Annotated in this window: 21 protein-coding genes, 1 tRNA gene and 1 pseudogene; 12 read left to right on the forward strand and 11 right to left on the reverse strand. The window is 42.4% G+C overall.

The annotated features are described in order from the left end of the window. Positions 1–14: 14 nt before the first annotated feature. On the reverse strand, positions 15–2054 hold the full coding sequence (locus tag LC653_RS09920) for a class I SAM-dependent methyltransferase (protein WP_229494318.1): 2040 nt from the start codon (positions 2052–2054) through the stop codon (positions 15–17). Then, entirely contained in the window at positions 2026–3864 is a 1839-nt protein-coding gene (locus LC653_RS09925; RefSeq protein WP_229494319.1) for an ABC transporter ATP-binding protein, read from the reverse strand. Before LC653_RS09925 ends, LC653_RS09920 begins: the two co-directional genes overlap by 29 nt. An 87-nt stretch (positions 3865–3951) precedes the next feature. On the opposite strand from LC653_RS09925, the gene asnB reads away from it, so the two are divergent. The 5 genes from asnB (at position 3952) to LC653_RS09950 (ending at position 11358) form a co-directional block, all read left to right on the forward strand. After that, positions 3952–5886: an asparagine synthase (glutamine-hydrolyzing) gene (gene asnB, locus LC653_RS09930; RefSeq protein WP_229494320.1), complete on the forward strand. Its 1935-nt coding sequence runs from the start codon at positions 3952–3954 to the stop codon at positions 5884–5886. Between the two features lie 2 nt (positions 5887–5888). Further along, entirely contained in the window at positions 5889–7007 is a 1119-nt protein-coding gene (locus tag LC653_RS09935) for a glycosyltransferase family 4 protein (protein ID WP_229494321.1), read from the forward strand. Between the two features lie 468 nt (positions 7008–7475). Further along, a complete protein-coding gene (locus tag LC653_RS09940; protein ID WP_229494322.1) occupies positions 7476–8735 on the forward strand; it encodes an ISAs1 family transposase in 1260 nt (419 codons plus the stop codon). Positions 8736–9003: 268 nt separating this feature from the next. Continuing rightward, complete coding sequence (wecB, locus tag LC653_RS09945; protein WP_229494323.1) at positions 9004–10107, forward strand: non-hydrolyzing UDP-N-acetylglucosamine 2-epimerase; 1104 nt, start codon at positions 9004–9006, stop codon at positions 10105–10107. A gap of 177 nt (positions 10108–10284) precedes the next feature. After that, a complete protein-coding gene (locus LC653_RS09950) occupies positions 10285–11358 on the forward strand; it encodes a glycosyltransferase family 4 protein (RefSeq protein ID WP_229494324.1) in 1074 nt (357 codons plus the stop codon). Positions 11359–11388: 30 nt separating this feature from the next. Here LC653_RS09950 and LC653_RS09955 read toward each other — a convergent pair whose 3' ends face one another. Together LC653_RS09955 and LC653_RS09960 are read right to left on the reverse strand one after the other, a co-directional pair. After that, positions 11389–11631, reverse strand: coding sequence for a zinc ribbon domain-containing protein (locus LC653_RS09955; RefSeq protein ID WP_372478144.1), 243 nt, complete (start codon positions 11629–11631; stop codon positions 11389–11391). Positions 11632–11771: 140 nt separating this feature from the next. Beyond that, positions 11772–12770 (reverse strand): RNA-guided endonuclease InsQ/TnpB family protein, encoded by a 999-nt coding sequence (locus LC653_RS09960; protein WP_229494325.1) that lies wholly within the window; start codon positions 12768–12770, stop codon positions 11772–11774. 133 nt (positions 12771–12903) lie between these two features. Between LC653_RS09960 and LC653_RS09965 the strand changes: the two genes are divergently transcribed. From LC653_RS09965 to rfbD, 3 genes are all read left to right on the forward strand, one after another. Continuing rightward, positions 12904–13980 carry a glucose-1-phosphate thymidylyltransferase gene (locus LC653_RS09965; protein ID WP_229494326.1) on the forward strand — a complete coding sequence of 359 codons (1077 nt, stop codon included), beginning with the start codon at positions 12904–12906 and terminating at the stop codon, positions 13978–13980. Between the two features lie 283 nt (positions 13981–14263). Beyond that, complete coding sequence (gene rfbC, locus LC653_RS09970; RefSeq protein WP_229494327.1) at positions 14264–14809, forward strand: dTDP-4-dehydrorhamnose 3,5-epimerase; 546 nt, start codon at positions 14264–14266, stop codon at positions 14807–14809. A 395-nt stretch (positions 14810–15204) separates the two neighbouring features. Next, a complete protein-coding gene (gene rfbD, locus LC653_RS09975; protein ID WP_229494328.1) occupies positions 15205–16095 on the forward strand; it encodes a dTDP-4-dehydrorhamnose reductase in 891 nt (296 codons plus the stop codon). 182 nt (positions 16096–16277) lie between these two features. Here rfbD and LC653_RS09980 read toward each other — a convergent pair whose 3' ends face one another. Beyond that, complete coding sequence (locus tag LC653_RS09980; protein ID WP_229494329.1) at positions 16278–17015, reverse strand: 2-phosphosulfolactate phosphatase family protein; 738 nt, start codon at positions 17013–17015, stop codon at positions 16278–16280. A 364-nt stretch (positions 17016–17379) separates the two neighbouring features. On the opposite strand from LC653_RS09980, the gene LC653_RS09985 reads away from it, so the two are divergent. The 3 genes from LC653_RS09985 (at position 17380) to LC653_RS09995 (ending at position 19202) form a co-directional block, all read left to right on the forward strand. After that, positions 17380–17682 (forward strand): hypothetical protein, encoded by a 303-nt coding sequence (locus LC653_RS09985; protein WP_229494330.1) that lies wholly within the window; start codon positions 17380–17382, stop codon positions 17680–17682. Between the two features lie 261 nt (positions 17683–17943). Then, positions 17944–18363: a BlaI/MecI/CopY family transcriptional regulator gene (locus tag LC653_RS09990; protein WP_229494331.1), complete on the forward strand. Its 420-nt coding sequence runs from the start codon at positions 17944–17946 to the stop codon at positions 18361–18363. Further along, positions 18363–19202 (forward strand): M56 family metallopeptidase, encoded by an 840-nt coding sequence (locus LC653_RS09995; RefSeq protein WP_229494338.1) that lies wholly within the window; start codon positions 18363–18365, stop codon positions 19200–19202. Before LC653_RS09990 ends, LC653_RS09995 begins: the two co-directional genes overlap by 1 nt. A gap of 345 nt (positions 19203–19547) precedes the next feature. Here the strand turns inward: LC653_RS09995 and LC653_RS10000 are convergent, their stop codons facing one another. The 6 genes from LC653_RS10000 to LC653_RS10025 all read right to left on the reverse strand — a co-directional run bounded on the left by LC653_RS10000 (position 19548) and on the right by LC653_RS10025 (position 23419). After that, a complete protein-coding gene (locus tag LC653_RS10000; protein WP_229494332.1) occupies positions 19548–19796 on the reverse strand; it encodes an ATP-binding protein in 249 nt (82 codons plus the stop codon). Positions 19797–20155: 359 nt separating this feature from the next. After that, complete coding sequence (locus tag LC653_RS10005; protein ID WP_229494333.1) at positions 20156–21334, reverse strand: aminotransferase class V-fold PLP-dependent enzyme; 1179 nt, start codon at positions 21332–21334, stop codon at positions 20156–20158. 24 nt (positions 21335–21358) lie between these two features. Then, positions 21359–21430: transfer RNA gene (locus tag LC653_RS10010), tRNA-Asn, on the reverse strand. Positions 21431–21573: 143 nt separating this feature from the next. Next, on the reverse strand, positions 21574–22125 hold the full coding sequence (locus LC653_RS10015; protein WP_229489475.1) for an NYN domain-containing protein: 552 nt from the start codon (positions 22123–22125) through the stop codon (positions 21574–21576). 330 nt (positions 22126–22455) lie between these two features. Further along, a complete protein-coding gene (locus LC653_RS10020) occupies positions 22456–23133 on the reverse strand; it encodes an ABC transporter ATP-binding protein (protein WP_229494334.1) in 678 nt (225 codons plus the stop codon). A gap of 13 nt (positions 23134–23146) precedes the next feature. After that, positions 23147–23419, reverse strand: coding sequence for a UPF0367 protein family (locus LC653_RS10025; protein ID WP_012410874.1), 273 nt, complete (start codon positions 23417–23419; stop codon positions 23147–23149). A 334-nt stretch (positions 23420–23753) separates the two neighbouring features. Here LC653_RS10025 and LC653_RS10030 point away from each other — a divergent pair. Continuing rightward, positions 23754–24057 (forward strand): annotated as a pseudogene (locus LC653_RS10030) (photosystem II D2 protein (photosystem q(a) protein)); the annotation flags it as partial.

The following is a 24057-nucleotide window of genomic DNA, read 5'->3' on the forward strand; positions in this document are numbered from 1 at the left end:
AAATCTCTGTGAAATTATTTACCCAAAATTGAGTTTTTTTGCTCATCTAATTTATTTCTAAATAGTTTAATTTTGGTCAAAAACTTTTGATATATTACTATAATTGTGCTTTTTAATCGACGCACAAATGTCTTATTATAAACAGCTTGCAGCTCTTTATATTCACTTTGCAAAATTTTGGATTCAGATTGCAAAGTTGGAGTTACGTACTGTAAGGTTTGGTGTACTATCTGTAAAGTTTCGTGTACCGTTTGTAAGATTTGATATTCACCTTTTAAAGATTGATATGTCTCTTGTAGAGTTTGATGTTCACCTTCTAATGTTTGGTGTGCTGCTTGCAAAATTTGATAAGCCTCTTGTAAAGTTAGATTTTTGCTCTCTAAGCTTTGGTGTGCTGCTTGCAAAATTTGATAAGCCTCTTGTAAAGTTAGATTTTTGCTCTCTAAGCTTTGGTGTGCTGCTTGCAAAACTTGATAAGCCTCTTGTAAAATTAGATTTTTGCTCTCTAAGCTTTGGTGTGCTGCTTGCAAAACTTGATATGCTACTTGTAAAGTTTGTTGCTCATTATTTAAAGTTTGGTATCCTTTTTGTAAAACACTGCTAAGGTTATAAAAATCATTATCTGATAGACTCGGAAGATTATGCTTTTTCAACAAATCAGGATTGGACATCCATTTTCTTTCAACTACATAATTGTCATATAGCGGCAAGCTTAAATCAACATGGTCACTTCCGACTAGTCTCCAGAAACGGGCTTTTTTCTGATGATTATCGTGAATAATAATTTCATCGCTCTCGACATTAGTGAGGGCAGATGTGGTGAATGTGATTGAACAGTTTTGAGATCGAATTTCAAATAGGATACCATATTTTGACAGACAAGCTTGAGGAATGGGAATCTTCAAAAAAAAGTTCCCATAGACTTTTGTTTCAATTAGTGAAATATAGCCCTGCTTGTCGTCATAAATAAAAATCGTCATGTCACCATTTGTTTCAACTCTTCCAGAAAGGTTTAATTCAATTACTTGATTTGGATTATTTGAACAACAAAAAAAACCAATTAAAAGTCTGTGATTCTCTGATAAAATGGCACCTTCTGTCGTCACTACATCAGACAAATAGTATGGCAGTTTAGAAAATAACGGGATAAATCCTTTTTTAAATATTTCTGGCTTTTGAAAGTCAATCTGATTACTTCTTAACTTTTCTTGATCTAATACAACTTGTCTTCCACCAATATCTTTAAAACCTGGGGGTAGTTTACTTGTTGAAAAACTATCTTTAGCATAAAGATTAATACACTCTGTTCGCCGCGAAGACCAATCTATTAGGTCATGGTTATCAAGACACAGCATTGAAACTAATTTATCTGTCATTGACTCAACAGGTTTAGCTATAGTGACATTTTTACTATTACAATACAAACATAATGGAGCATCGGTTGCTGCTAACTCAAATACCAAAAGTCGTTTAGCTAATACTACAGATGGAGGTTCGCTCTCCCAAGTATCTCCACTTAAAATTTGTCTATGACACTGATAGCCAAAGGGAGTTAGTAACTCTGCTGTTTCTTTGAGATCAAATGATGCTAAATGATGATTAACATGGTAGTAGCGCCCACAGTCGGCACACTTTGTCATTGACTGATTTAAATCTTCAAGAAAAGGTACTGTAATGATGACATATTTGGATGCTACTCGGGCTAGTTCTTTTAAAGCTTGGGTTCTCTGTGCTGATGTCAAATGTTCTATGACATCATTTGCCATAACTAAATCAAAGGATTCATCAGCAAAAGGTAATTGGAGAATTTCTCCCAGAACCGTTTCCCGGCTGACATAACGCAGTGCTTCTTCACTTCTATCAAGACCTACTACTCTAATAAGTTCAGGTAATGCATTAGTAATTAGTCCGTTACCACAACCAACATCTAGTATGCTTTCCACATCTTGAGGCAATATCGCTAAAATATCTGACAGCACTTGCTCTTGATAAAGGAGCATGGTATTATTCCAAACTTCAGGTTGGTCAAAGTAATTCTTGGTATTTTCCTGCATTATGTAATTTTACTTTAAGTGGTTGACGACAGATTCCATAATCAGTACGGTCAGTTTCATTTGGATCGCAAACTTGAAAGTGAATGCACCTGTCAAGTAAATGGTAAGCTTGCGGCTCAATTCCATTGATGGAAAAGTACTTAAAAATGGCAGCACTCGCTACATAAGCACCTTTACCAAGCAAAAGCTTATCTACATGAAAAACTACTTGACCTTCTTCTGCAATCACGTCTACACCAAGTTCGCTACCAGATGCTATCCATTGGGAAGCACAAATTCCGGAGGGAAGATAGATGCAAAAAACAAAGGTTGGATTTTGTATGGCTATGGTAGTCCTATATTTTACAACTACCTTACAAGGATTTAGGCAAAAAAGTGTTTTAGTCTCTTTTCGTTGGGAATCCAATATTAAAACTTCGGTAATTAAAGCCTCTTTAGAGCCATATTCATCAGTATCAGTTAAAAGAGAATTAATCTCTTTGAGAGAATCTTTGATTTCAATTGAGTGCTGCCCTTGATTATCTTTTCCAATACCTTCAGTATTAAGGGTAAACTGTGTGACACTGTTATTAGATGCAAGCATACCCAATCTATGGTAGTCCTTGTAGTCAGAAACAAACACCTCAACAGCAACACTTTCTTGTTCACAATCAGCCTCAATCTGCAAACATAAATCAGATGAATTAGCTAAGTAAGACTTAGGTACAGCGAATTCAAAAGGTGCGTGAGCATATTTGCCTTTAAAATTAGCGTACACTCTATAGTAACCATTACTATCTCTACTTGCTGAACCCCAATCCATCACACCTGGATCATCCAGAATATAATGCTTTTGTCCAGGTTTATTATCCATTGGTCCGCCCACTTCAATATGCCCAATATTTTCAGATTGGGATTGCAGAACTATAGATCGGATCTTGTGCTTCCCATCAGGATGTCCTCCATCTTTACCAACAAAACGAAATAAAAACGATTGATATATATCTTGTTCGTTTTCCAGCAAAAGAGTTTGCTTTTTAGATAATTTTAAATCTCTGGCTTTTAATCTAATTTCTTCCTCACGTCGAACCATTGCTGAGTAAAATTTGATGGCATGGAGTGGATTTCCATCTGCATGTATGGTTCCCCGATTGATCCAAATAACTCGATTACACAAAGTCTGAACAGAACCCAAATCATGACTGACAAATAAAACTGTTGCCCCTGAATCTTCTGTCAGCTTCCGCATCCGCTCTACACACTTCCCAGCAAAGTAGGCATCACCCGCACCCAGCACTTCATCTATAATTAGTATTTCAGGCTCAATAACTGTAGCAACTGTAAAAGCCAACCGAGCATACATCCCTGCCGAATAAGTTTTGATGGGCTGATCTATAAACTCGTCTAGTTCAGAAAAATCAATTATTTCGTCTTCCAAGTTTCTAATCTTCGCTGGAGATAGTCCTTGATATGCTAGAGAAGCTTGGATATTTTGCCGTCCGGTAAACTCTGGATGAAATCCTGTACCGAGTTCCATCAAAGCTTGGACTCTTCCTTGAACTTCTACAGTTCCCTCCGTAGGTGCAATATTGCCCGTAATAATTTTCAATAGGGTACTTTTGCCAGCACCATTACGTCCAATTAAACCAAGACGTTCTCCCCTTTTCACTTCCAGGTTCAGACCTCGTAAAGCCCAAAACTCTTGATAATATTGTTTGCGCCAGAATAACCATCGATTAACTCCAAAAGCATCAAGAACCTTATCAGCAGGACGCTTATAGAGCCTGTACATTTTTCCTAGATCGCGGATAGCGATCGCTGTCTCTGTCATTTTGTGCTTTATCTATGCTTTATGTGCTTTATTTATGGAGATTAAACTCCATAAAAGAAAGTTCCAATCTCAGAATAATAAGGTAATATGTGTGGAATTGGCGGAATAGTCAGATTTAATTCCTCTGGAATAGATTTACAGATTTTAACAACCATTAGTAATTGTCTCAAATTTCGCGGTCCTGATGATCTAGGGTTTTTAGGATGGTCTGGAACATCACCTGTCCAAATCTCCCGAAATCCTGAAGCTTTAGAGGGTAGCCGGATCTGCCTGTTTCATCGTCGCCTGTCTATTCTGGATCTAAGTCCTGCTGGTTGGCAACCAATGGGAACATCTGATGAACGGTATTATATTGTCTTTAATGGAGAAATTTATAATTATCTGGAACTGCAAACCCAGATGAAAGCTTTAGGCCATCAATTTCGTTCACGCTCAGATACAGAAGTGCTATTGACAGCATACGCCCAATGGGGTAAAAAAGCTTTAAACAAATTAGTAGGAATGTTTGCCTTTGCTATCCTAGATACTTGGGAACGTACCTTATTTCTAGCTCGTGACTTTTTTGGCATTAAACCTCTTTACTACACCTACTCTCAGAATGGATTAGCTTTTGCTTCTGAAATCAAGTCACTTCTCAAGCTTCCTGGTGTCAACCCCCGTGTCAATCCCCAACGACTTTATGACTACCTCCATTCTGGGCTGACTGATTACGGCAGTGAAACCCTATTCGCTGACATCAAGCAACTACCGCCTTCCCATTTCCTGAAAGTTTCTTTAGACAAACCCCAGCAACCTCAAATTGAGCGATACTGGCAGTTGGAGTTAAACCAACACTTAGATATTACATTTGCAGAAGCCACAGAACACCTGCGCCACCTATTTTTAGAAAGTGTCAGTTTACATCTGCGAAGTGATGTGCCCGTTGGGGCGGCACTTTCGGGAGGTATAGATTCTTCTGCCATTGTCATGGCGATGCGACATCTACAAGGAGAACAATTAGAACTGCATACATTTAGCTATATTGCCTCAGATCCAGCCCTCAGCGAAGAAAAATGGGTGGATACAGTGGCAGAGGCGGCGTCGGTTGTAGGACATAAAGTACAGGCATCTCCTGAAGACTTGATAACCGATCTCAATAGACTCATTGACTTACAAGATGAACCCTTTGGTAGTACTAGTATTTATGCTCAGTATCGGGTGTTCCAACTGGCAAAAACTGCTGGCATTAAGGTGATGCTAGATGGACAGGGAGCTGACGAACTTTTGGGCGGCTACCGTCCCTACCTAGCTGCACGACTGGCTTCTCTACTGCGTCAGGGGCAATGGGGAACTGCTAACCAGTTTTTGCAACAATCAGTAAAGCTACCAGGGACTAGTCAAAAAAAGCTGCTACTACGGGCTGTCGGATTACTCTTACCGCCAAGTATGCAAGCATCAGTGAGACAGCTAGTAAATAAAGACGTGAAACCTAGCTGGTTGAATAGTGACTGGTTTACCCGACATGGACTGGTTCCCAAACTCTATCAAAGCAAACATGGTGAAGAAATGTTGCGGTCAGAACTTTACTATGCCTTGACCGAAACCAGCCTACCAATGCTTCTGCGCTATGAAGACCGCAATTCTATGGCACACTCAATTGAAAGTCGGGTTCCCTTTCTCACACCTGCTTTGATCAATTTTGTTTTGTCTTTACCAGAAGAATTTATTATTGCTAGGGATGGCACCTCTAAAGCAATTTTCCGCCAAGCAATGCGGGGTATAGTCCCAGATGTTATCTTAGACCGTAAAGATAAAATTGGTTTTGCCACACCTGAGCAACAGTGGCTAAAAACCCTAAGTCCTTGGGTCGAAGCAGTGTTAAACAGTGAAATGGCAACCCAAATTCCGGCATTAAATTTACAACAGGTTAAAGAAGAATTTCAGGCAGTAGTAGAGGGACGGTCTGCCTTTGATTTCCGTATCTGGCGCTGGGTGAACTTAATTTGCTGGGCAGAACGCTTTACCGTGACTTTTGAGGACTGAAAATGCGAGTAGTACACCTATCTACGATTCATCGCCCGCTGGATGTTCGCATTTTCTATAAAGAGTGTATAACCTTAGCAAAAGCTGGATATGAGGTACATCTGTTAGTTCCCAATCCACCAACAAATAAGTTAGAAGGGGTGTTTTTCCATGCCATTGATAAAGTCACAAATTACCCACGCCTAAAGCGAATCTGGCGGCGACTCAGTAGCGCTTATCAACTAGCGGCATCCTTACAAGCTGAGATTTATCACTTTCATGACCCAGAACTAATTCCAGTAGGTATTCTCCTCCAACGTCTTGGGGCTAAGGTTATCTATGATGTCCATGAAGACACACCTTGGGAAGCGATTTCTTTGAGTAAGAATAATCCTTTAGTGGGTTGGTTGAAGTTTATTATTTGGACTGTGTTAGAAGGAATAGCTAAGGCAACTTTAGATGCTTTTATTTGTGTTACTCCTCAAATCGCCCAAAAGTTTCCCCCAGCAAAGACCATTATGGTGCGTAACTTTTCTCTTACAGCAGAACTTGAGGCGGCTGATACCAATATTGCTGACGAGAATAGACCAAACAACGTGATTTATGCAGGTGGTATTGCTGGGATTCGCGCTATTCGAGAAATGGTACGGGCGATGGAATTACTAAGCGAAAACTTAGCTACAAAACTAGTGTTATTAGGAGAATTTTCTCCACCTGCTCTAAAAACTGAGGTTGAGCAGTTCCCTGGATGGCAACGAGTGGAGTTTCTGGGTTGGCAATCCCGTAATGATTTAGTGCAGAATTTAGCACAAGCTAGAGTTGGTTTGGTAGTTTTTCATCCAGAACGCGATCACTTGGAAGCTTTACCTAATAAATTGTTTGAATATATGGCTGCGGGTCTGCCAGTCGTGGCATCTAATTTTCCCCTGTGGCGGCAAATTATCGAGGAGATTGGGTGTGGCTTGTTGGTTAACCCTTTAGACCCGCAGGAGATTGCCAAGGCTATTCAATATCTCCTCGAACACCCAGAAACTGCTGCTGCTATGGGAAGGCGAGGACAAGAAGTAGTACGCACTCAATATAACTGGGAAGTTGAGTCGCACAAGTTACTTGGTTTGTACAAAAAAATATCAATGCAGTAAACTACCCACCACCATATTGCTAAGAGCAATATGGTGAGGGCAATTAATCGCCCAGAGTTTACCCGACTAAGTACCTTGAGTACTACGATTTTTAGGTCATCTTACCTACAAATGCGTTCGCGTAAGCGTGTCGTCAGACAAGCCAGTTTGTAGCTCTAAGGTTAACAGTTAAACAGGTGTAATGGGTTAAGCCAGTGCTGTTAGCATCAGAAGCCTTTAAATCATTGTCCAGGCTAACTTTACCCGCAAGGAGAGACAGAAATGTCTAAAGTGTTCATTCTTGACCAAAACAAACGTCCATTAAATCCAATTCATCCAGGGTAAGCTCATCTAATTTGGTATAAAGTGAACTTGACAAATTAGAGAAGATAAGTATGAACAACCGGATAAAAAATGCACTTGACAACTGAGCAAGATAAATGAGAAGACTTCAATGCTGTTGTTAAAAAAATGTCAGGAGTCAAGTTGATGTCACAGGGCTTTGAAACTAAATCTGCTGATGCTCTGAAAAATCCTAGCGGTCAGAGAAAGCCAAAAGAAATAGTGGACATCGGTAGTATTCAACAGAGTCTAGTTGGGCATTTTGCGGAACTCAAAGACCCCAGAGTAGAGCGAACCAAAAAACATCAACTGACAGACATCTTAGTAATTGCGATTTTGGCAGTTATAGCGGGAGCACAGGGATGGGAAGATATCGAGAATTATGGCATCAGTAAGCAACAGTGGTTAGAAGAATTTTTAGCACTACCAAATGGAATTCCGTCGGATGACACTTTCCGTCGAGTATTTGAGTTCATTGACCCAGACGCATTAAATCGATGTTTTCTCAGTTGGGTAGAAACCTTAGTCACCAAGATGGCAGGAGAAATAATCCCCATAGATGGTAAGACAATTAGAGGTTCATATGACCGCAATCAAGGGAAATCAGCACTTCATGTAATTAGTGCTTGGTCGAGTGAGCAACATCTGGTTTTAGCAGAGATGAAAGTAGAGGATAAATCCAATGAAATTACTGCGATTCCTGCATTATTGGAATTGCTAGATATCACAGGATCTATCATTACTATTGATGCAATGGGAACACAAACCGAAATTGCCAAAAAAATTATTGGCAAGAAAGCTGATTATGTCCTGGCACTTAAAGCCAATCATCCCACTCTCTATTCTCAGGTGACTGAATGGTTTGAAACCGCTCTTGCCGATAATTTTCACTTAATTGATGTCAGCGATGACAAACGAATTGAGAAAGCACATCACCGCCGGGAAATTCGTGAAGTCTGGACTGTACCCGTTACTGCGATTGGTGAGCTTTATCAACCCAAATTATGGGCAGGATTGCAAACTCTGGTTATGGTCGTCCGCGTGCGTCATCTTTGGAATAAAACTACCCGTGAAGTTCAGTTTTATCTCACCTCTTTAAACAGTGATGCTCAACTTATCGGTCGGGCTATCCGAAAACATTGGGGTATTGAAAACGAGGCTCATTGGACGCTTGATTGTACCTTTGCAGAAGATGCTTGTCGCATTCGTTCTTTCCACAGTCCACGAAATTTCGCTCTTTTAAGACGCATTGCTCTCAATGCTCTCAACTATGAACAGACCTACAAACGTAGTCTTCGTCAAAAAATGAAACGCACCGCTATGGATAACAATTATATGATTCGGGTTCTCAGTTGTTGTTTTATTTACTCTAAGTTAGATTCTTCTCATCCTTTGTGTCAAGCCTAATTGAGATGCTCTTACCCTGCTAGCGGGAGTTTCAACATATCAACCGCATCCGGTTTAGTTCAAGGGATTAGTTACAAGACTTGTAGACACATTCATCAAAAAGACGGTTATTCTTATGCAGGACAAAAGATTTAGAAATTACTCAACTGTTTCCCCCACGATTTCTGCTATGCAGAAAAATGTTCAGGAAACGTTTCGTAATTTCTCTCCCATTCCTCTCGCCACTAATTGGAGTACCGATATAGTGGGGGTCTCCTGGGAGGTTTAGATGAAAATTTTGACAATAGTTGGCGCTCGTCCCCAGTTTATTAAGGCAGCAGCAATTTCTCGCTCTCTCAACTCTCATCTAGAAATTCAGGAAGTGTTGGTTCACACGGGTCAGCATTACGATGAGAATATGTCTGATGTTTTTTTCCAAGAGTTAGAAATTGCTACACCTAACTACCATTTGGGTATTGGCTCTTACACTCATGGTGCTCAAACTGGACGGATGTTAGAGGCAATTGAACAAGTCCTGCTGCAAGAATCGCCAGATTGGGTGCTAGTCTACGGAGATACGAATTCTACTTTGGCAGGAGCGATCGCCGCAGTTAAGCTTCATATAAGTGTGGCTCATGTTGAAGCAGGTTTGCGATCGTTCAATCGGCGGATGCCTGAGGAAATCAATCGAGTTCTGACTGATCATACCGCAGACCTACTGTTTGCTCCCACTGCGGCGGCTGTAGCAAACCTCAATCAAGAGGGAATTTCTCAGCAGAAAATTCACCTAGTCGGGGATGTGATGTATGACGCTGCTCTTGACTACGGAGTTAAAGCAGAGCAGAAAAGCTCCATTTTGGAACATTTGGGGTTGAGTTCCCAAAAATATCTGTTAGCAACCATTCACCGGGCAGAGAATACTGATAACCCAGCACGACTACGGGCAATTTTTATGGGGCTTACGGCTGTTACCCAGAATATACCAGTGGTATTGCCGCTCCATCCCCGCACCCGTGCAGCTTTGTTAAGAGAAGGGTTGCTCGAAGATGTAGGCAAGTCCCTGCAATTAATAGAGCCAGTGGGATATTTAGATATGGTGATGTTGGAGAAAAACGCCAGACTCATAGCGACCGACTCCGGTGGCGTTCAGAAAGAAGCCTTTTTCTATCGAGTGCCTTGTATAACTTTGCGAGAAGAAACGGAGTGGGTAGAACTGGTAGAGTTGGGCTGGAACCGCCTAGTGCCGCCACTGGATGCGCCAACTGTTGCTAATGGTATATTGGATGGGTTTGTGAGTTTTTCTAGCAGCGAAGTTCCAGATGGACTTTACGGCGGGGGACTAGCAGCGTCAAAGATTGTTCACTTACTTACAAAAGACTCGATCTGGAAATAAACTTAGAACGCAATACGCTTGGGTTAAGGCTAAAACCTTTTAAGCAAAGTCAAGTTTTTTAACGAACCACAGAGGCGCAGAGAAGCCAGTGCGTTGGGCGGGTTCCCCGACTTGAAGCAACTGGCGCGGCACTGAGAGAAGAAATAAATACTTAACTGAACTGTATTGACTTAGAACGTGCAAAATCACTTACTAATTAATTTCTCATTTCTCTTAACTCGACCTACTGGCATCACTACCTACGCTCTCAACCTGTTACCTCACTTACAACAACTTTATCCCACACTTCTAGTCTTCCAGAATATTCCTGGTTATAACTGCTACCCAGTTCCCCCTAACCAAACCGCAGAACAAGGGGCAAAAGGTCATTTAAAACGCCTTGTCTGGACTCAACTTCAACTTCCACAAATCTATAGACAGCTAAAATCCCATCTATTATTTTCCCCGCTCCCGGAAGCGCCCCTTTATTCTAACTGTCGTAGTATCGTCATGGTTCACGACTTTATCCCGTTGCGCTTTCCCAAACGTTTCTCACCGCTAACACCCTACCACCGCTACTACATTCCCCAAGTCCTCAACCAAGTACTACACATCATCTGCAACTCCCAGTCCACGGCTAAGGACATTACTGATTTTTACCAAATTCCAGCGAGCAAAATTACCCCCATCCCCCTCGCTCACGATCGCACTCACTTCTCCCCTCTAAATCTACCTACTTGCAACTATTTTCTCTACATTGGACGCCAAAACCCCTACAAAAATCTCCAGCGACTCATCGCCGCCTTTGCTGCGTTACCTAACTGTAAAGACTATGAACTGTGGTTAGTAGGGCCAAGCGATCGCCGTTATACCCCAGTTTTAAAAGCGCAAGTTGCAGAACTAGGTATAACTAATCAAGTAAAGTTCCTAGACTATATGCCTTACAGCGAATTGCCAAAAATCATCAATCAGGCGATCGCACTTGTCTTCCCCAGTCTCTGGGAGGGTTTTGGTTTACCTGTCCTGGAAGCGATGGCTTGTGGTACTCCCGTCATTACCTCCAATCTTTCCTCCTTACCAGAAGTAACTGGCGATGCGGCGATTCTGATCAATCCCTACAACATCGGAGAAATTACAGAGGCAATGCAGGTTGTTGCAACTGATTTGGGGTTGCGATCGCGCCTTTCTAGCCAAGGTATCGCTCACTCTCAACAATTCAGTTGGGAAAAAACAGGAAAAGCAACCGGCGAAGTTTTATCCCGTTATTTTTGACATCCTCCCCGCCCTTTAGGGCGGGGATTCCTAAGACTCACGACTTAGGTTTCTGTTTCTTTCCATTGCTGGTTTTTTGCAACTGCCCAATAGGGGAAACACCCTATCAGGTCTTATGTTCGCTCCACAGACTGAAACTGCGAGTCCCGCAGCCAAAATATTCTTACTAGCGTTAATGTCTCTGTCGTGGTGTGTCCCACAGTTAGGGCAATTCCACTCTCTGATATTCAGAGGCAGCTTATCGGGACTTAAACATTTTTGAGGGATAAACAAGCCTCAAACCCATTCAGGGTAAGGGAAATACACCAAATGCTCAAAAATGGCTCAAACCCAGATATATCAATAAACTAAGCAAAACGATGTCAAAGTCTTTCTGTATATAGATTTGAGGCTTTTTTCTGGGTGTTTTTTGTCTAAGTCCCATTATCAACAATGTGTCCGCAGTTCCCACAGCGTTTTGAACTAGGAAACCATCGGTCAATCTTGACGAACTTACGACCATACCAATCGCACTTATATTCAAGCTGCCTAACTAGTTCACCCCAGCTAGCATCACTAATCGGCATAGCAAGTTTCCTATTTTTGACCATATTCTTCACAGACAAATCCTCGACTGCAATCGTTTGGTTTTCTCGAACCAATCGAGTTGTCAATTTGTGGAGAAAATCATTTCGCGCATCACTAATTTCTGCGTGGACAATAGCAACTTTAAGCCGTGCTTTATGGCGATTGTTAGATCCCTTTTTCTTGCGGCTAAGAGCTTTTTGAGCTTTCCGCAATTTCCGCCGCTTAGTCTTGAACACTTTCGGGTTAGCAACCTTCTCGCCATTGCTCAAAGCAATCAAACTAGTAATACCCAAATCCAAACCAATTTGATTAGGGGACTCAGGTAATGTTTCGATTCCTTCATCCACCAGCATTGAAACTGTCCACCGTCGAGAAGGCGAAAGTTTTACCGTAATTGTGGATGGCTCTGCACTTTCTGGCAGTTGCCGACTCCATCGGATATCTAATGGTTGAGCGCATTTGGCTAAAAATACTTTGCCATCTTTCCACTTGAAAGCAGCCTTAGTAAATTCAGCATTCCCACCATGATGCTTTTTCTTAAAGTTTGGGTATTTTGCCCGTCCCGCGAAGAAATTAGTAAAAGCAGTTTGTAAATGTCTTAATCCTTGCTGCAATGGCACACTGCTAACTTCATTCAAAAACTGCAAGTCTTCTTGCTTTTTCCAACTAGTCAGCAAGAGCGAAGTTTTTTCGTATCCGACTCGCTCGTGTCGTTCATACCATGCTTCTGTCCTTGCAGCAAGAGCGCGGTTGTAAACTAATCGAGCGCAACCCATCGTTCTTCTGAGCAAGGTTTCTTGCTCAGAAGTTGGATAGAATCGGTACTTGAATGCTTTTTGTGTCATTCATACATTCTATCCGATATTCTGCAAGAAATCCCAAATTAAGACCCCGTCCTTAAGGACGGGGACTATTTAAAGCCGTGCTTCTAGCACGGGGTTTTAAACCCATTTTTCTGATAACTAATCCTCAATCCCAATGAAAGCACTAATTCTCTCAGGTGGGAAAGGTACACGCCTACGTCCCCTCACTTATAGCGGAGCAAAACAACTTGTACCAGTTGCTAATAAACCTGTTTTATGGTACGGCATTGAAGAAATGGTCGCTGCTGGTATTACTGATATTGGCATCATTATCAGCCCGGAAACTGGAGCAGAAGTCCAAGCAAAAACCGGAAATGGAGAATACTTTGGAGCAAACATCACCTATATCGTACAAGACCAGCCAGCCGGACTTGCTCACGCCGTCCAAGTCGCCCGTCCCTTTTTAGGAGATTCTCCCTTTGTCATGTACTTGGGCGATAACCTGATTCAACTAGGTGAGTTACGTTACTTTCTCCAACAATTTAGCCAACAACAGCCAGATGCTTTGATTCTCTTACATTCGGTTGACAACCCTAGCGCCTTTGGTGTGGCTGAGGTCGATGAAACAGGACGGGTATTACAGTTAATTGAAAAACCCAAAGTTCCTCCTTCAAATTTGGCATTGGTAGGGGTTTATTTCTTTTCTCACCTCATCTATGATGCGATCGCAAATATCCAACCTTCCACCAGAGGCGAACTAGAAATTACTGATGCTATTCAATACCTAATTAATCAAAACAAACAAGTTTTAGCGTACAATCTGCAAGGTTGGTGGCTTGATACTGGTAAAAAAGATGACTTATTAGAAGCTAACCGATTGATTCTCGATACCTATCTGACAGCATCAGTGATTGGCGAAGTCGATGCCCAAAGTCAGATTATTGGACGAGTCCAAATTGGTGCAAAATCTAAAGTAATTAACTGCACAATTCGTGGGCCAGTTGTCATTGGTAGCAATTGTCATTTAGAAAACTGCTTTATTGGCCCTTATAGTAGTATTGCCAACAATGCCACACTCATTGATACCGATTTAGAACACAGCGTGATTTTAGAAGGTGCTAAAATTGCTGGAATTCATCAGCGTATCATTGATAGTGTGATTGGACAAAGGGCACAATTGACTCTTGCACCTCGTCGCCCCAAAGCCTTGCGATTTCTAATTGGCGATGACTGTCAAATTGAACTAACGTGAATTATTTATTAAAAATAAGAAAAACCACAGTCAAAATATTATTATAATACCTATAAAATACAAGTATTAAATAATTCGTAATTCGTAATTCGTAATTCGTAATGGGCAACTCTTAGAGACGCTAAAAGCGAACGCCCCGCAACGCTTTCGTAAATTTTGTTTTGTAATGGGGATTTAACCCCAACACAAAACTTGCATGATTTTTGAACCGGGGGACTTAAACCCACGGAACTAGTTAAATTATTCTCACAATTAACACTGTGGCACATTACTTATAATATTAATGAGCATTGTACCTACCAAAATTCCCGAAGTTCTACAATTTGAACCTCAAGTATTTGCAGACGATCGCGGTTTCTTTTTTGAAGCCTACAACCATAAAAAATTTGCTCAAGAGACAGGTATTGTTACGAATTTCGTCCAAGATAACCACTCTTACTCTAAACAAAACGTCTTGCGTGGATTGCACTACCAAATCCAACAACCCCAAGGTAAACTTGTCCGGGCTATTGTTGGTACCATTTTTGACGTAGCCGTAGATATTAGAAAAAGTTCGACTACCTTCGGTAAATGGGTAGGTCATGAACTCAGTGCTGAGAACAAACGCCTACTGTGGATACCACCAGGCTTTGCTCACGGCTTTCTCGTGCTTTCAGAAATAGCGGAAGTTCTCTACAAAACTACAGATTACTACGCACCCCAAGGCGATCGCACAATTCTATGGAACGATCCAGATTTAGCTATAGATTGGCCTTTGAGTGCGCCACCGATTTTATCAGCTAAAGACCAAGCCGGGAAACCTTTGAGAACTGCTGAAGTATTTGATTAAGTAGTCATTGGTCATTGGTCATTGGTCATTAATGCAAAACCCTTAGAGGATGTTTGAAAAGTCCTATTGTCGGTATCAAAAGTTTTAGATCCCCCTAAATCCCCCTTAAAAAGGGGGACTTTGATTCCGGTTCCCCCCTTTTTAAGGGGGGTTAGGGGGGATCAATAAGTACCTAAAATCACAGCCAAATACTTTTCAAACAACCCCTTATACCAATTCACAATTCGCAATTCGCAATTCGCAATTAAAAAACTTAGATACAGCAATGCTTTCAGGGTTTACATCTGTATCAGATTTTTAGTGAAATGGTATTAGACTCAAGACAGAGGATGACAAATGACAAATGACAAATAACAAATGACTCCGCATAAAAGTAAGTTTGAAAACTAATTAGGATGATTAAATCAATTTTGCTAATTGGTAGCAACGGTCAAGTGGGTAAAGAACTGCAACAAATACTCCCATCCTATGGCGATATTATCTCAGTACAACGCCCAACAGTAGACCTTGCCCAACCCGATACCCTCCGCAACGTTATCAGATCAAAACAGCCGCAAATCATTATTAACGCCGCAGCTTATACTGCTGTGGACAAAGCAGAAAGTGAACCCGAACTTGCTAGCGCTATTAATGCGATCGCACCCCTAATTATTGCCCAAGAAAGCCAAAAATTAGGAGCTTTTCTAATTCATATTTCGACCGATTATGTTTTTGATGGTAATGGGTATCGCCCTTACCAAGAAACCGATGCGACTAATCCCTTGAGTATTTATGGTAAAACCAAACTTGCTGGAGAAGAAGCAATTCGGGAAACTTGCGCCCATCACCTCATCCTCCGCACTGCTTGGGTTTATGGAACCTTTGGCAAAAGTAATTTTGTCAAAACCATGCTGCGACTAGGTGCAGAACGCCAAGAACTCCGTGTCGTCGCCGATCAAATAGGTAGCCCGACTTGGGCGCAAGATATAGCCACGGTTATAGCCCAAATAATTCTCCAGTTAACTCCAGAAATTAGCGGCAGTTATCACTACACTAATAGCGGCGTTGCTAGCTGGTATGATTTTGCCGTTGCGATTTTTGAAGAAGCACAACAGCTAGGCTTCCCTTTGAAAGTTGAACGTATTGTCCCCATTACAACCGCAGAATATCCCACGCCAGCCCGTCGCCCTGCCTATTCCGTCCTTGCTTGTGAAAAAATCTCAGCAATTTTAGAAACACATCCCCCCCATTGGCGACAAAGACTCCGGCAAATGCTTAAAGATTTGAAAATCGGGCATGGGGCATAGGGCATTGTTAATTAAATTTCTTCCCTATTCTCTATTCCCTACAGACGCGATGAATCGCCTCTGGGTAGACGCGATGAATCGCCTCTGGGTAGACGCGATGAATCGCCTCTGGGTAGACGCGATGAATCGCCTCTGGGTAGACGCGATGAATCGCCTCTGGGTAGACGCGATGAATCGCGTCTCTACCTTTGACTTTTCAAAACTCCCGTTTCTTGTTGTATTGGCAAAACATCTAAAATATCAGTTTGGGAACAATATTTTAAATCTTCGTGACAGTCAAGACGCAACAATCGTTGGCCGTGACTAGCTTGGTGGAGTAATCCCAATAAGTTATCTTGCCACTGAGAGTAAAGAGCGATCGCACTAATTACTTCATCATTACCAGCTAATTCTTCCGGTAACAACTGGGTTTGCTGCAAAAGACTATGAGCGATCGCACCTGCACAAACTGTATCTTCTAAAGAAAAACTGCCTTCCCAACCAGAACCGACAATCCACACTGTCTCTGGTTGCAACTCTTGAAGAAATTGTACCACCGCCGCCCGGTTAATCAAGGCTGCTGCTAATAGATTTGGGGATTCTTGTACCCGTTGTAAGGCACGAGTGCCATTGGTGGTACTGATAAACAAGCGACGCCCTTGCACTAATTCTGGTGTGCAGTCGAGGGGAGAGTTACCCAACTCAAAGCCAGCTACTTTCGCGCCACCGCGTTCTCCAGCCCGCAGACGTTTTTCAGAAGGCCATTTTTCGCTAACTTTAATTAATTGATCTAAATCGCTGAATACTTGTACAGCTTCGCCTCCAGCTGCCAAAACTGTCGCAATTGTGCTAGTGGCTCGCAAGACATCGACTGCGATCGCACATTCTGGCGCTTTACCCGTTGGAGTCAATTCAGGAGTGTGGTATACGAATAGCTTCACGCGCTGGATACACCTAGTTTAATAATACTGTCGCAAATAACATTCTACCTAGTTGGTGTCAAAAAAGAGGAAAGGGGGCAGGGAGCAGGGAGCAAGGGGGAAAACCCCATAAATAAATGTATTGGCTCTAAGACAAGGACGCATTATTTCTCGTGGCACTTTCCGCTCGAAATAAATATTTTTCCCTTGAGCATAAATAAATTTACTTGCTCTGAAACCCTTGATTGCTGGGGAATTTCAGAATCTTTCCCCCAAGCTTTTAGCCCCCCGCCCCCTGCCTCTTCGGTCAGTGACATACTTCTACACTGATTGCAAGCAATGCAGTGTAGGCTTCTCACCCAATCCGGCTATTGCTTAGGAGGCGATGAAGCTCACTTTTAAGTCCACGGAATGCCCTGCCGCAGACTATGAATTTCCTACCTTGTACCCTACAAGTTTTACTGTCCTGGATGAAATGCTGGCATATTCGCACTATTGGACAAACCAATTGGTAATTTGTATTAATCAAGATGTGCCTACTTACTTTCATGCTGTGCAACGGAGTCGCTTACCAATAGTCGCAATGCTACTGGACAGAGGCTTATCAGACACCAATGTGGGTCAAGCTTACCACAAGTATTTTACCAGAAAAAACTTATTAAATTGGCAACTTTCTTGTCTTAGCTAACTACAGTTACAATTAATCCCACAGCATTTTTTAGCATCAAAATGCACAATGTATCCCATTCAATACATAAATACTCAAAAAGGCCATTTTTATGCTTCTGGACTTTCAGACTTGCTGCACGATCTTGTAATCTAAAACAAGAAAGACCTTTAACAAGTTACGGTTAGAGGGCATGGGGCATTGGTCAATAATCAATAGTTCCTCTTCCCCTGCTCCCTCATCTCCCTCACTCCCCCTTCCCCTTCCCCTTCAAAAATCGCTATGGCACCTTTACCCGATTACCGCCCTAAACAACTATCTTTAGGCCCCTTGGAAGCGGAAATTTTAAATATCATCTGGGAACTTGGTTCAGCTACAGTAAAAGATGTACACGATCGCATTCTCACTGATCCCAACCGCGAATTAGCGTATACTTCTGTCACCACTGTCTTACGTCGCCTCACTGATAAAGGTTGGCTAGCCTGCGACAAGAAAGAGCGGGCATTCTACTGGCGGCCAATGCTGAGTAAGCAGCAATCAGATGTCATCAAAGCTCACGAGCAGTTACAGCGATTTCTGGCAGTGGGGAACCCCGATGTTATTGCTGCTTTTGCCGATAGCCTAGATGAAGCAGCTAGTGAGCAAATAGCAGCGATCGCCAAACGTATTCAATCTGCACGCCAAGCCAGGGAGGAAAAATGATGCATCTAATAATGATTTTGAATGCTTTGGCAGTTGCCTGGTGGTTAAGATCCGCTTGGAATCAACGCCAAGGTAATTGGAAGGTGCGGTGGGGGCGATCGCTATTTTTGTTCCTCTTCCCACCCTTGTTAATTTTCATGACTGCGATCGCTGTGCTATTCATGGGGCCTCAAGGACAAATGGGCGGCATGTATACAGGCTCAATTAGCTATTTCTTAGCATTAATTTATTTAGCATTTTTTGCCATTTCATGCATTAAACTTGCCTTCCAAGGTTGGCAGTCTGTAGAATCTGCCCGTAACTGCCCCCTAGTGAATGTTGGCGATAGACGAGCCAGACTGCTGCAAACGGGAGCGCTGTTCGCAGGTCAAATTGGTTTTTGGCAACCAGAACTAGTAGTTAGCCAAGGATTAGTGCAAACTCTCTCACCCGCTCATTTAGAAAGTGTCTTAGCCCATGAGCAAGGGCATCACCATTACAGGGATACATTCTGGTTTTTCTGGCTGGGTTGGGTGCGTTCCTGCACTGCATGGTTGCCGAATACAGAGCCTTTGTGGGAAGAACTTTTAGCTTTGCGCGAACTCCGTGCTGACGGTTATGCAGCATTGCAGGTAGACCGTCTAGTGCTAGCGGAATCACTTTTATTAGTGGTTAGTAGCAGCCCCGTCTTATCAGAAATTTGCTGTGCTGCATTAGGTTCCTCTGGTGCAGATCGCTTAGAACAAAGAGTAGAAGCTCTATTAGCACCACCAGAACCAACCCCAGAAGCTCAATTACAATCCTGGCATGGCTTTCTGTTGGCATTCCTGCCTTTACTGACTGTGATATTTCATAGTTAATTTGAATTTAGCAAGCTACTACAGCACGAAATCGTTATGTTTGTAACGAGAATTATGATGTTTGTAACAAAATCGGATTGTTTGTAACAAAAATCAGATTGTTTGTAACGAAAATCGTAGCGTTGGTAATGAAAACGTATTGTTTGTAACGAAAATCGTAGCGTTGGTAATGAAAACGTATTGTTTGTAACGAAAATCGTAGTGTTTGTAACAAAAATCGTAGTGTTGATAACGAAAATTGTGATGTTAAGAACAAATATCGTGATAAGAACAAATTAACAAGCGGTAATTACAAATTACGAATTACGAATTACGAATTACGAATTACGCTTGGTTCGAGTGAATTCATATTCTGTAAATTATTTTCAAAGTTCTGGTGTTAAATACTCGCTGCTGCCAAGTCAGAACGAAATAATGCAGCAACGAAGATTTACCAATGTGCTTGTCACCAACTATATTGATACTTGTAGGCTGATCGCCCTTCATCCGAGATGCGATCGCGTGTAATTCATCTTTACGACCGACAAACAGCCTGGGATCTTCAATCATCCCCGCAGCCACAAAAGGATTGTCAGGCAGCGCTCCAGAAGTCATGTAAAGCGTTTATCCTAGTTTCAGCAATTTAACTAAAAGAATACCACTAGCCCCATAATGTCTTTGTGATCTGCTTTTTGGGTATGTGCTTTTGCTATATCATGACAAGCCCCATTCAATACAGTTCGGTTAAGGTTTTTTGATGAAAATTCTAGACCACAAATATACGATAAATCATCACAAAGACGCGATAAATTGCCGTCTCTACGAAAGACCGATTTGTAGAGACGGCGATTCATCGCGTCTCTTGCCTTAAACGTGGTATCTGAGAAAAATATTTATTTGGCAAATGGGCCAATGTTTACTGCTAAGAGTGCAGAACAAACCCTTGATGCGATCGCCAGTTTCCTAAAACTAGATTAACCTGAGAGCAACCCCTTTAGAACCTTTGCCAAATACTCATACTGCTCTAAAGTATTGTAAATCTGCGCCGAAATCCTTACCAACAGCCGAGGTTTTTCCTGCCACGCTATCAATTGCACTTGAATACCAAACTTATCAAACAACTCATCATGTATAGACATGAAATCGTGGTTTTCTAACATCGCAGGCATTGGCACAACCGCCATTGAACCAATCATCTCCTCTGGACAAGGCGGCTGCACTTCTAGCGCTTCACAAAGTAGCCGTCTTCCCTGCAACACTAGCTGATGATTTCGCTGCATTAATTCTGTCCACCCACCAGGTAGCAACGAACCCATAAAAGCGATCGCTTCTGGTACAGACATATAAGCTGTAGGATCGTCTGTACCTGTCCAGTCAAATTCTAACTGAAAGCGTGTTTTATCAGTGCGTGGCGAATTTGTGCCGTGGCTAATTGTTAAGGGACGAATTTCTGAGTGTTTATCTCGTCGCACATACAAAAATGCTGCTCCTTTTGGGGCACACAGCCATTTATGACAATTCCCAGTGTAATAAGCTGCGCCAATTTCTTCCAATTCGAGGGGAATCATTCCAGGTGCGTGGGCACCATCTACCAATGTATCTACACCCCTTTGTTGCAACTCCTTCGCCAACTCTTGAATCGGGAAGATTAACCCTGTCTGGCTGGTAACATGATCCAAAAGTGCTAATCGTGTTTTTAGTGAAACTCGCTCAATTACTGCTCCCACTACTTGCTGTGGCGAGTCAATGGGGAAAGGAATTTTTGCCACCACCACCCGCGCACCAGTGCGACTGTTAACAAAATCAAGTGCATTGCGGCAAGCATTATATTCGTGGTTGGTTGTGAGTATTTCGTCTTCTGGTGAAAACGTCAGCGACCTTAACACCGAATTAACACCAGTCGTCGCATTGGGGACAAATACTAAATCCTGGACATCAGCACCTACAAACATCGCCAGCTTACTTCTGGCATCGTCTAGCAGGGGTTCCCACTCCCTACCAAAAAAGCGTAGGGGTTCCTGTTCGAGTTGCGATCGCAGTTTTTGTTGAAACTCCAGCACTTGTTTCGGACAAGCACCAAAAGACCCATGATTCAGAAACGTCACAGTCGAGTCAAGCGACCATAAATCCCTGACGGATAATCTAGAATCCAAAATTTAAAATCCAAAATTGATAAACTCCCCAGGCTGGATTCGAACCAGCGACCAATCGATTAACAGTCGATCGCTCTACCACTGAGCTACTGAGGACCACTCACGATTTATCATATTAGGGCTAAAAATAGTATTTGGCAAGTACTTTCGCCAATATTTTTTTTAGATACTTAATTTATAGAATTTTTGCAGCCAAAACCCATTCAGGAACTTAAGCAGAGACTGTTAAATACTAATATCTACTGCAATCCCATTCGTAATTCAGCCAGACGCTGCCGTGCCTTAGCATCAATGGCATTAGCTAAAAACCTACTCTTAGATTGTTTGCGCGTATGATACTTCTGTCGCATCCGACAGACGGTAGCTTCCACTTCCCCGCAGAGTTGCTGTGCCGATAACCATTCAGCCCCATACCCCTGTATCATCAACTGCTGTGCCCGATCTGATGTAGCAACAATTACACGAGAAATCAAAGATTGAGCTATTTGCTGGCGCATAGACGCACAGGATTTTTCAATATAAGTATCTGCTGTCTGTCCAAAATCAGTGTAATAAACTGATAAAAGCTCAGTAATTGTTTCTTTATTGCTAGAGGAGTTTTGATATTGGGCATCAAAAACTATTTGAGTTGCATAACCTTGAAACGCACTATAACCAGTCATCGCTTCCACAAGTTCACCCCGTGCTGCCTCTAGTCCAACACTATCACGCGTTTTTTTAAGGCAAGGCCAAGCGCCAATTATATTGTAGCCGTCTACTAACAAAACGGCTTGGAGTAAGGAACGGGGCATGGTTTTTGATCACAATTTTATAGAGTTAACAAAATTCATTCATAAGTTTTATAATAATTGATGCATAGTCTGTAACACTATGCTACAAAGAATAAAAAATACGGCAGCCTCACAAAACTAAAACCTAAGACAGACGTACCAACTTAAAACGCGCCTTTATTTAAAAGGCGCGTTGTAGTTCTTTTTCAGTAGTGGTGAAAATCAAGAGTGCTGAGTTAAAAAACCACCTATAAACGGCGGAGAATTTACGGTCATGAAAGCCTGAGTACTTTTTACTTAACTCAGCACTCAGCACTGGCTCAACCCTAGCTACTTGCTAACAGCACTCAATTAAGAGGCTTCGCTGTGTACCTCCATTAGACGTTGTTTGAGGCGTTGAGGTTCACCCCTATCTACGAGAGAGCCTTTTTCTAGCAAGAAAGCGCCGTCACAATAATTTAACTCGTCTAATCGATGTGTCACCCAAAGCGCTGTAATACCTCGACTTTTGACAAGGCGGCGCACACCAGCCACTAAATCCAACTGGCTATCTGGATCTAGTAAGGCAGTGGGTTCATCTAATAATAAGACTTCACAGCGACGGGCGATCGCACCTGCGATCGCGACTCGCTGTTTCTGTCCCCCAGAGAGTGCATAGATAGGGCGTCGGAGGAGGGTAAGCAAATTCACCGCTCCTAGCGCCTCCTCAACCCTTGCTCTAGTGGCAGCAGGTGGTAACTTTTCTTCCACCAATCCAAAAGCCACATCAGCACCAACCGTTGGCATCACCAGTTGATGATCCGGATTTTGGAAGACAAAACCAACGGGATGCAAAACTCGAATTTCCCCAAACTCAGGAGCTAATAACCCCGCCAGCAGTCTAAGTAAGGTTGATTTCCCACTGCCATTTGTACCCAAGAGCATCCAAAACTCACCCTTGGGTACTTCTAAAGAGCAAGATTTGATAACTTTCTCTCCATTAGGCCAACTGAAATTTAAATCCTTGACCTCAATGCCCACTTGAGCCATTTGTCAACCTTGGTTACTCAGCAGCTACAGCGAAAAACCCAGGTGGCCTACCACCACCAGGGGTTGTACCATCTTTCTGAACAATCTGCACCCCAGAAATTTCACTAGCGCGGACAGCAATTTTTTTCTCTGTCTTGCCCTCGCACTTGAGTTCCACAATGTCAGGGTTACCAGAGCGTATTGCTGCCAAAATCAGCTGATAGACAGCCTCAGCATCCTCTGCTGACTTACGTTGTACTGAAATAGGGAAAGCAGTGTTTCTGATGCTTAAATCGATGGTAAACATTTAGCAATAATCAAATTTAACTGTGGACTCATTTTAGCGTCAGCTGACTGATTCTAGGGAAATGGGGATTGAGGACTGGGGATTGGTTATTTCTCCTCATCTCCCTACTCCCCACTCCCCACTCCCCACTCCCACCTCATCTGAATCAAAAATAAATTTTTATTACAAAACCCCTAGAAAAATTAGCGATTAACACCTAATATGATTAAAGGTGTGTAAAAAATTGTAAACTAGGTTAACAACCCGGTTAACTTTCTGCTTATGGAAGGCTTTTATATAGCCATCTATAATACAGATACAACCTGTACTTATAAACATTTGGAGATTTGCTCTAATGACCATCGCAGTTGGACGCGCCCCCAGTAGAGGGTGGTTTGACGTTTTAGACGACTGGCTCAAGCGCGATCGCTTCGTATTCGTAGGTTGGTCAGGGATACTATTGTTCCCCTGCGCCTTCCTAGCACTAGGCGGTTGGTTGACCGGCACCACCTTCGTTACCTCTTGGTACACTCACGGGTTAGCCTCCTCCTACCTAGAAGGCTGTAACTTCCTAACAGTGGCAGTATCCACCCCCGCCGACAGTTTGGGACATTCTCTATTACTGTTATGGGGACCAGAAGCTCAAGGCAACCTCACAC

The sequence above is a fragment of the Nostoc mirabile CHAB5784 genome, from assembly GCF_020829645.1.
Lineage (GTDB): Bacteria > Cyanobacteriota > Cyanobacteriia > Cyanobacteriales > Nostocaceae > Nostoc > Nostoc mirabile.

Excerpts from the sequence above, each read along its gene's own strand:
- LC653_RS09920 (WP_229494318.1), bottom strand. The coding sequence starts at position 2,054 with ATGCAGGAAAATACCAAGAATTACTTTGACCAACCTGAAGTTTGGAAT.
- LC653_RS09925 (WP_229494319.1), bottom strand. The coding sequence starts at position 3,864 with ATGACAGAGACAGCGATCGCTATCCGCGATCTAGGAAAAATGTACAGG.
- asnB (WP_229494320.1), top strand. The coding sequence starts at position 3,952 with ATGTGTGGAATTGGCGGAATAGTCAGATTTAATTCCTCTGGAATAGAT.
- LC653_RS09935 (WP_229494321.1), top strand. The coding sequence starts at position 5,889 with ATGCGAGTAGTACACCTATCTACGATTCATCGCCCGCTGGATGTTCGC.
- LC653_RS09940 (WP_229494322.1), top strand. The coding sequence starts at position 7,476 with ATGTCACAGGGCTTTGAAACTAAATCTGCTGATGCTCTGAAAAATCCT.
- wecB (WP_229494323.1), top strand. The coding sequence starts at position 9,004 with ATGAAAATTTTGACAATAGTTGGCGCTCGTCCCCAGTTTATTAAGGCA.
- LC653_RS09960 (WP_229494325.1), bottom strand. The coding sequence starts at position 12,770 with ATGACACAAAAAGCATTCAAGTACCGATTCTATCCAACTTCTGAGCAA.
- LC653_RS09965 (WP_229494326.1), top strand. The coding sequence starts at position 12,904 with ATGAAAGCACTAATTCTCTCAGGTGGGAAAGGTACACGCCTACGTCCC.
- rfbC (WP_229494327.1), top strand. The coding sequence starts at position 14,264 with ATGAGCATTGTACCTACCAAAATTCCCGAAGTTCTACAATTTGAACCT.
- rfbD (WP_229494328.1), top strand. The coding sequence starts at position 15,205 with ATGATTAAATCAATTTTGCTAATTGGTAGCAACGGTCAAGTGGGTAAA.
- LC653_RS09985 (WP_229494330.1), top strand. The coding sequence starts at position 17,380 with ATGAAGCTCACTTTTAAGTCCACGGAATGCCCTGCCGCAGACTATGAA.
- LC653_RS09990 (WP_229494331.1), top strand. The coding sequence starts at position 17,944 with ATGGCACCTTTACCCGATTACCGCCCTAAACAACTATCTTTAGGCCCC.
- LC653_RS09995 (WP_229494338.1), top strand. The coding sequence starts at position 18,363 with ATGCATCTAATAATGATTTTGAATGCTTTGGCAGTTGCCTGGTGGTTA.
- LC653_RS10000 (WP_229494332.1), bottom strand. The coding sequence starts at position 19,796 with ATGACTTCTGGAGCGCTGCCTGACAATCCTTTTGTGGCTGCGGGGATG.
- LC653_RS10015 (WP_229489475.1), bottom strand. The coding sequence starts at position 22,125 with ATGCCCCGTTCCTTACTCCAAGCCGTTTTGTTAGTAGACGGCTACAAT.
- LC653_RS10020 (WP_229494334.1), bottom strand. The coding sequence starts at position 23,133 with ATGGCTCAAGTGGGCATTGAGGTCAAGGATTTAAATTTCAGTTGGCCT.
- LC653_RS10025 (WP_012410874.1), bottom strand. The coding sequence starts at position 23,419 with ATGTTTACCATCGATTTAAGCATCAGAAACACTGCTTTCCCTATTTCA.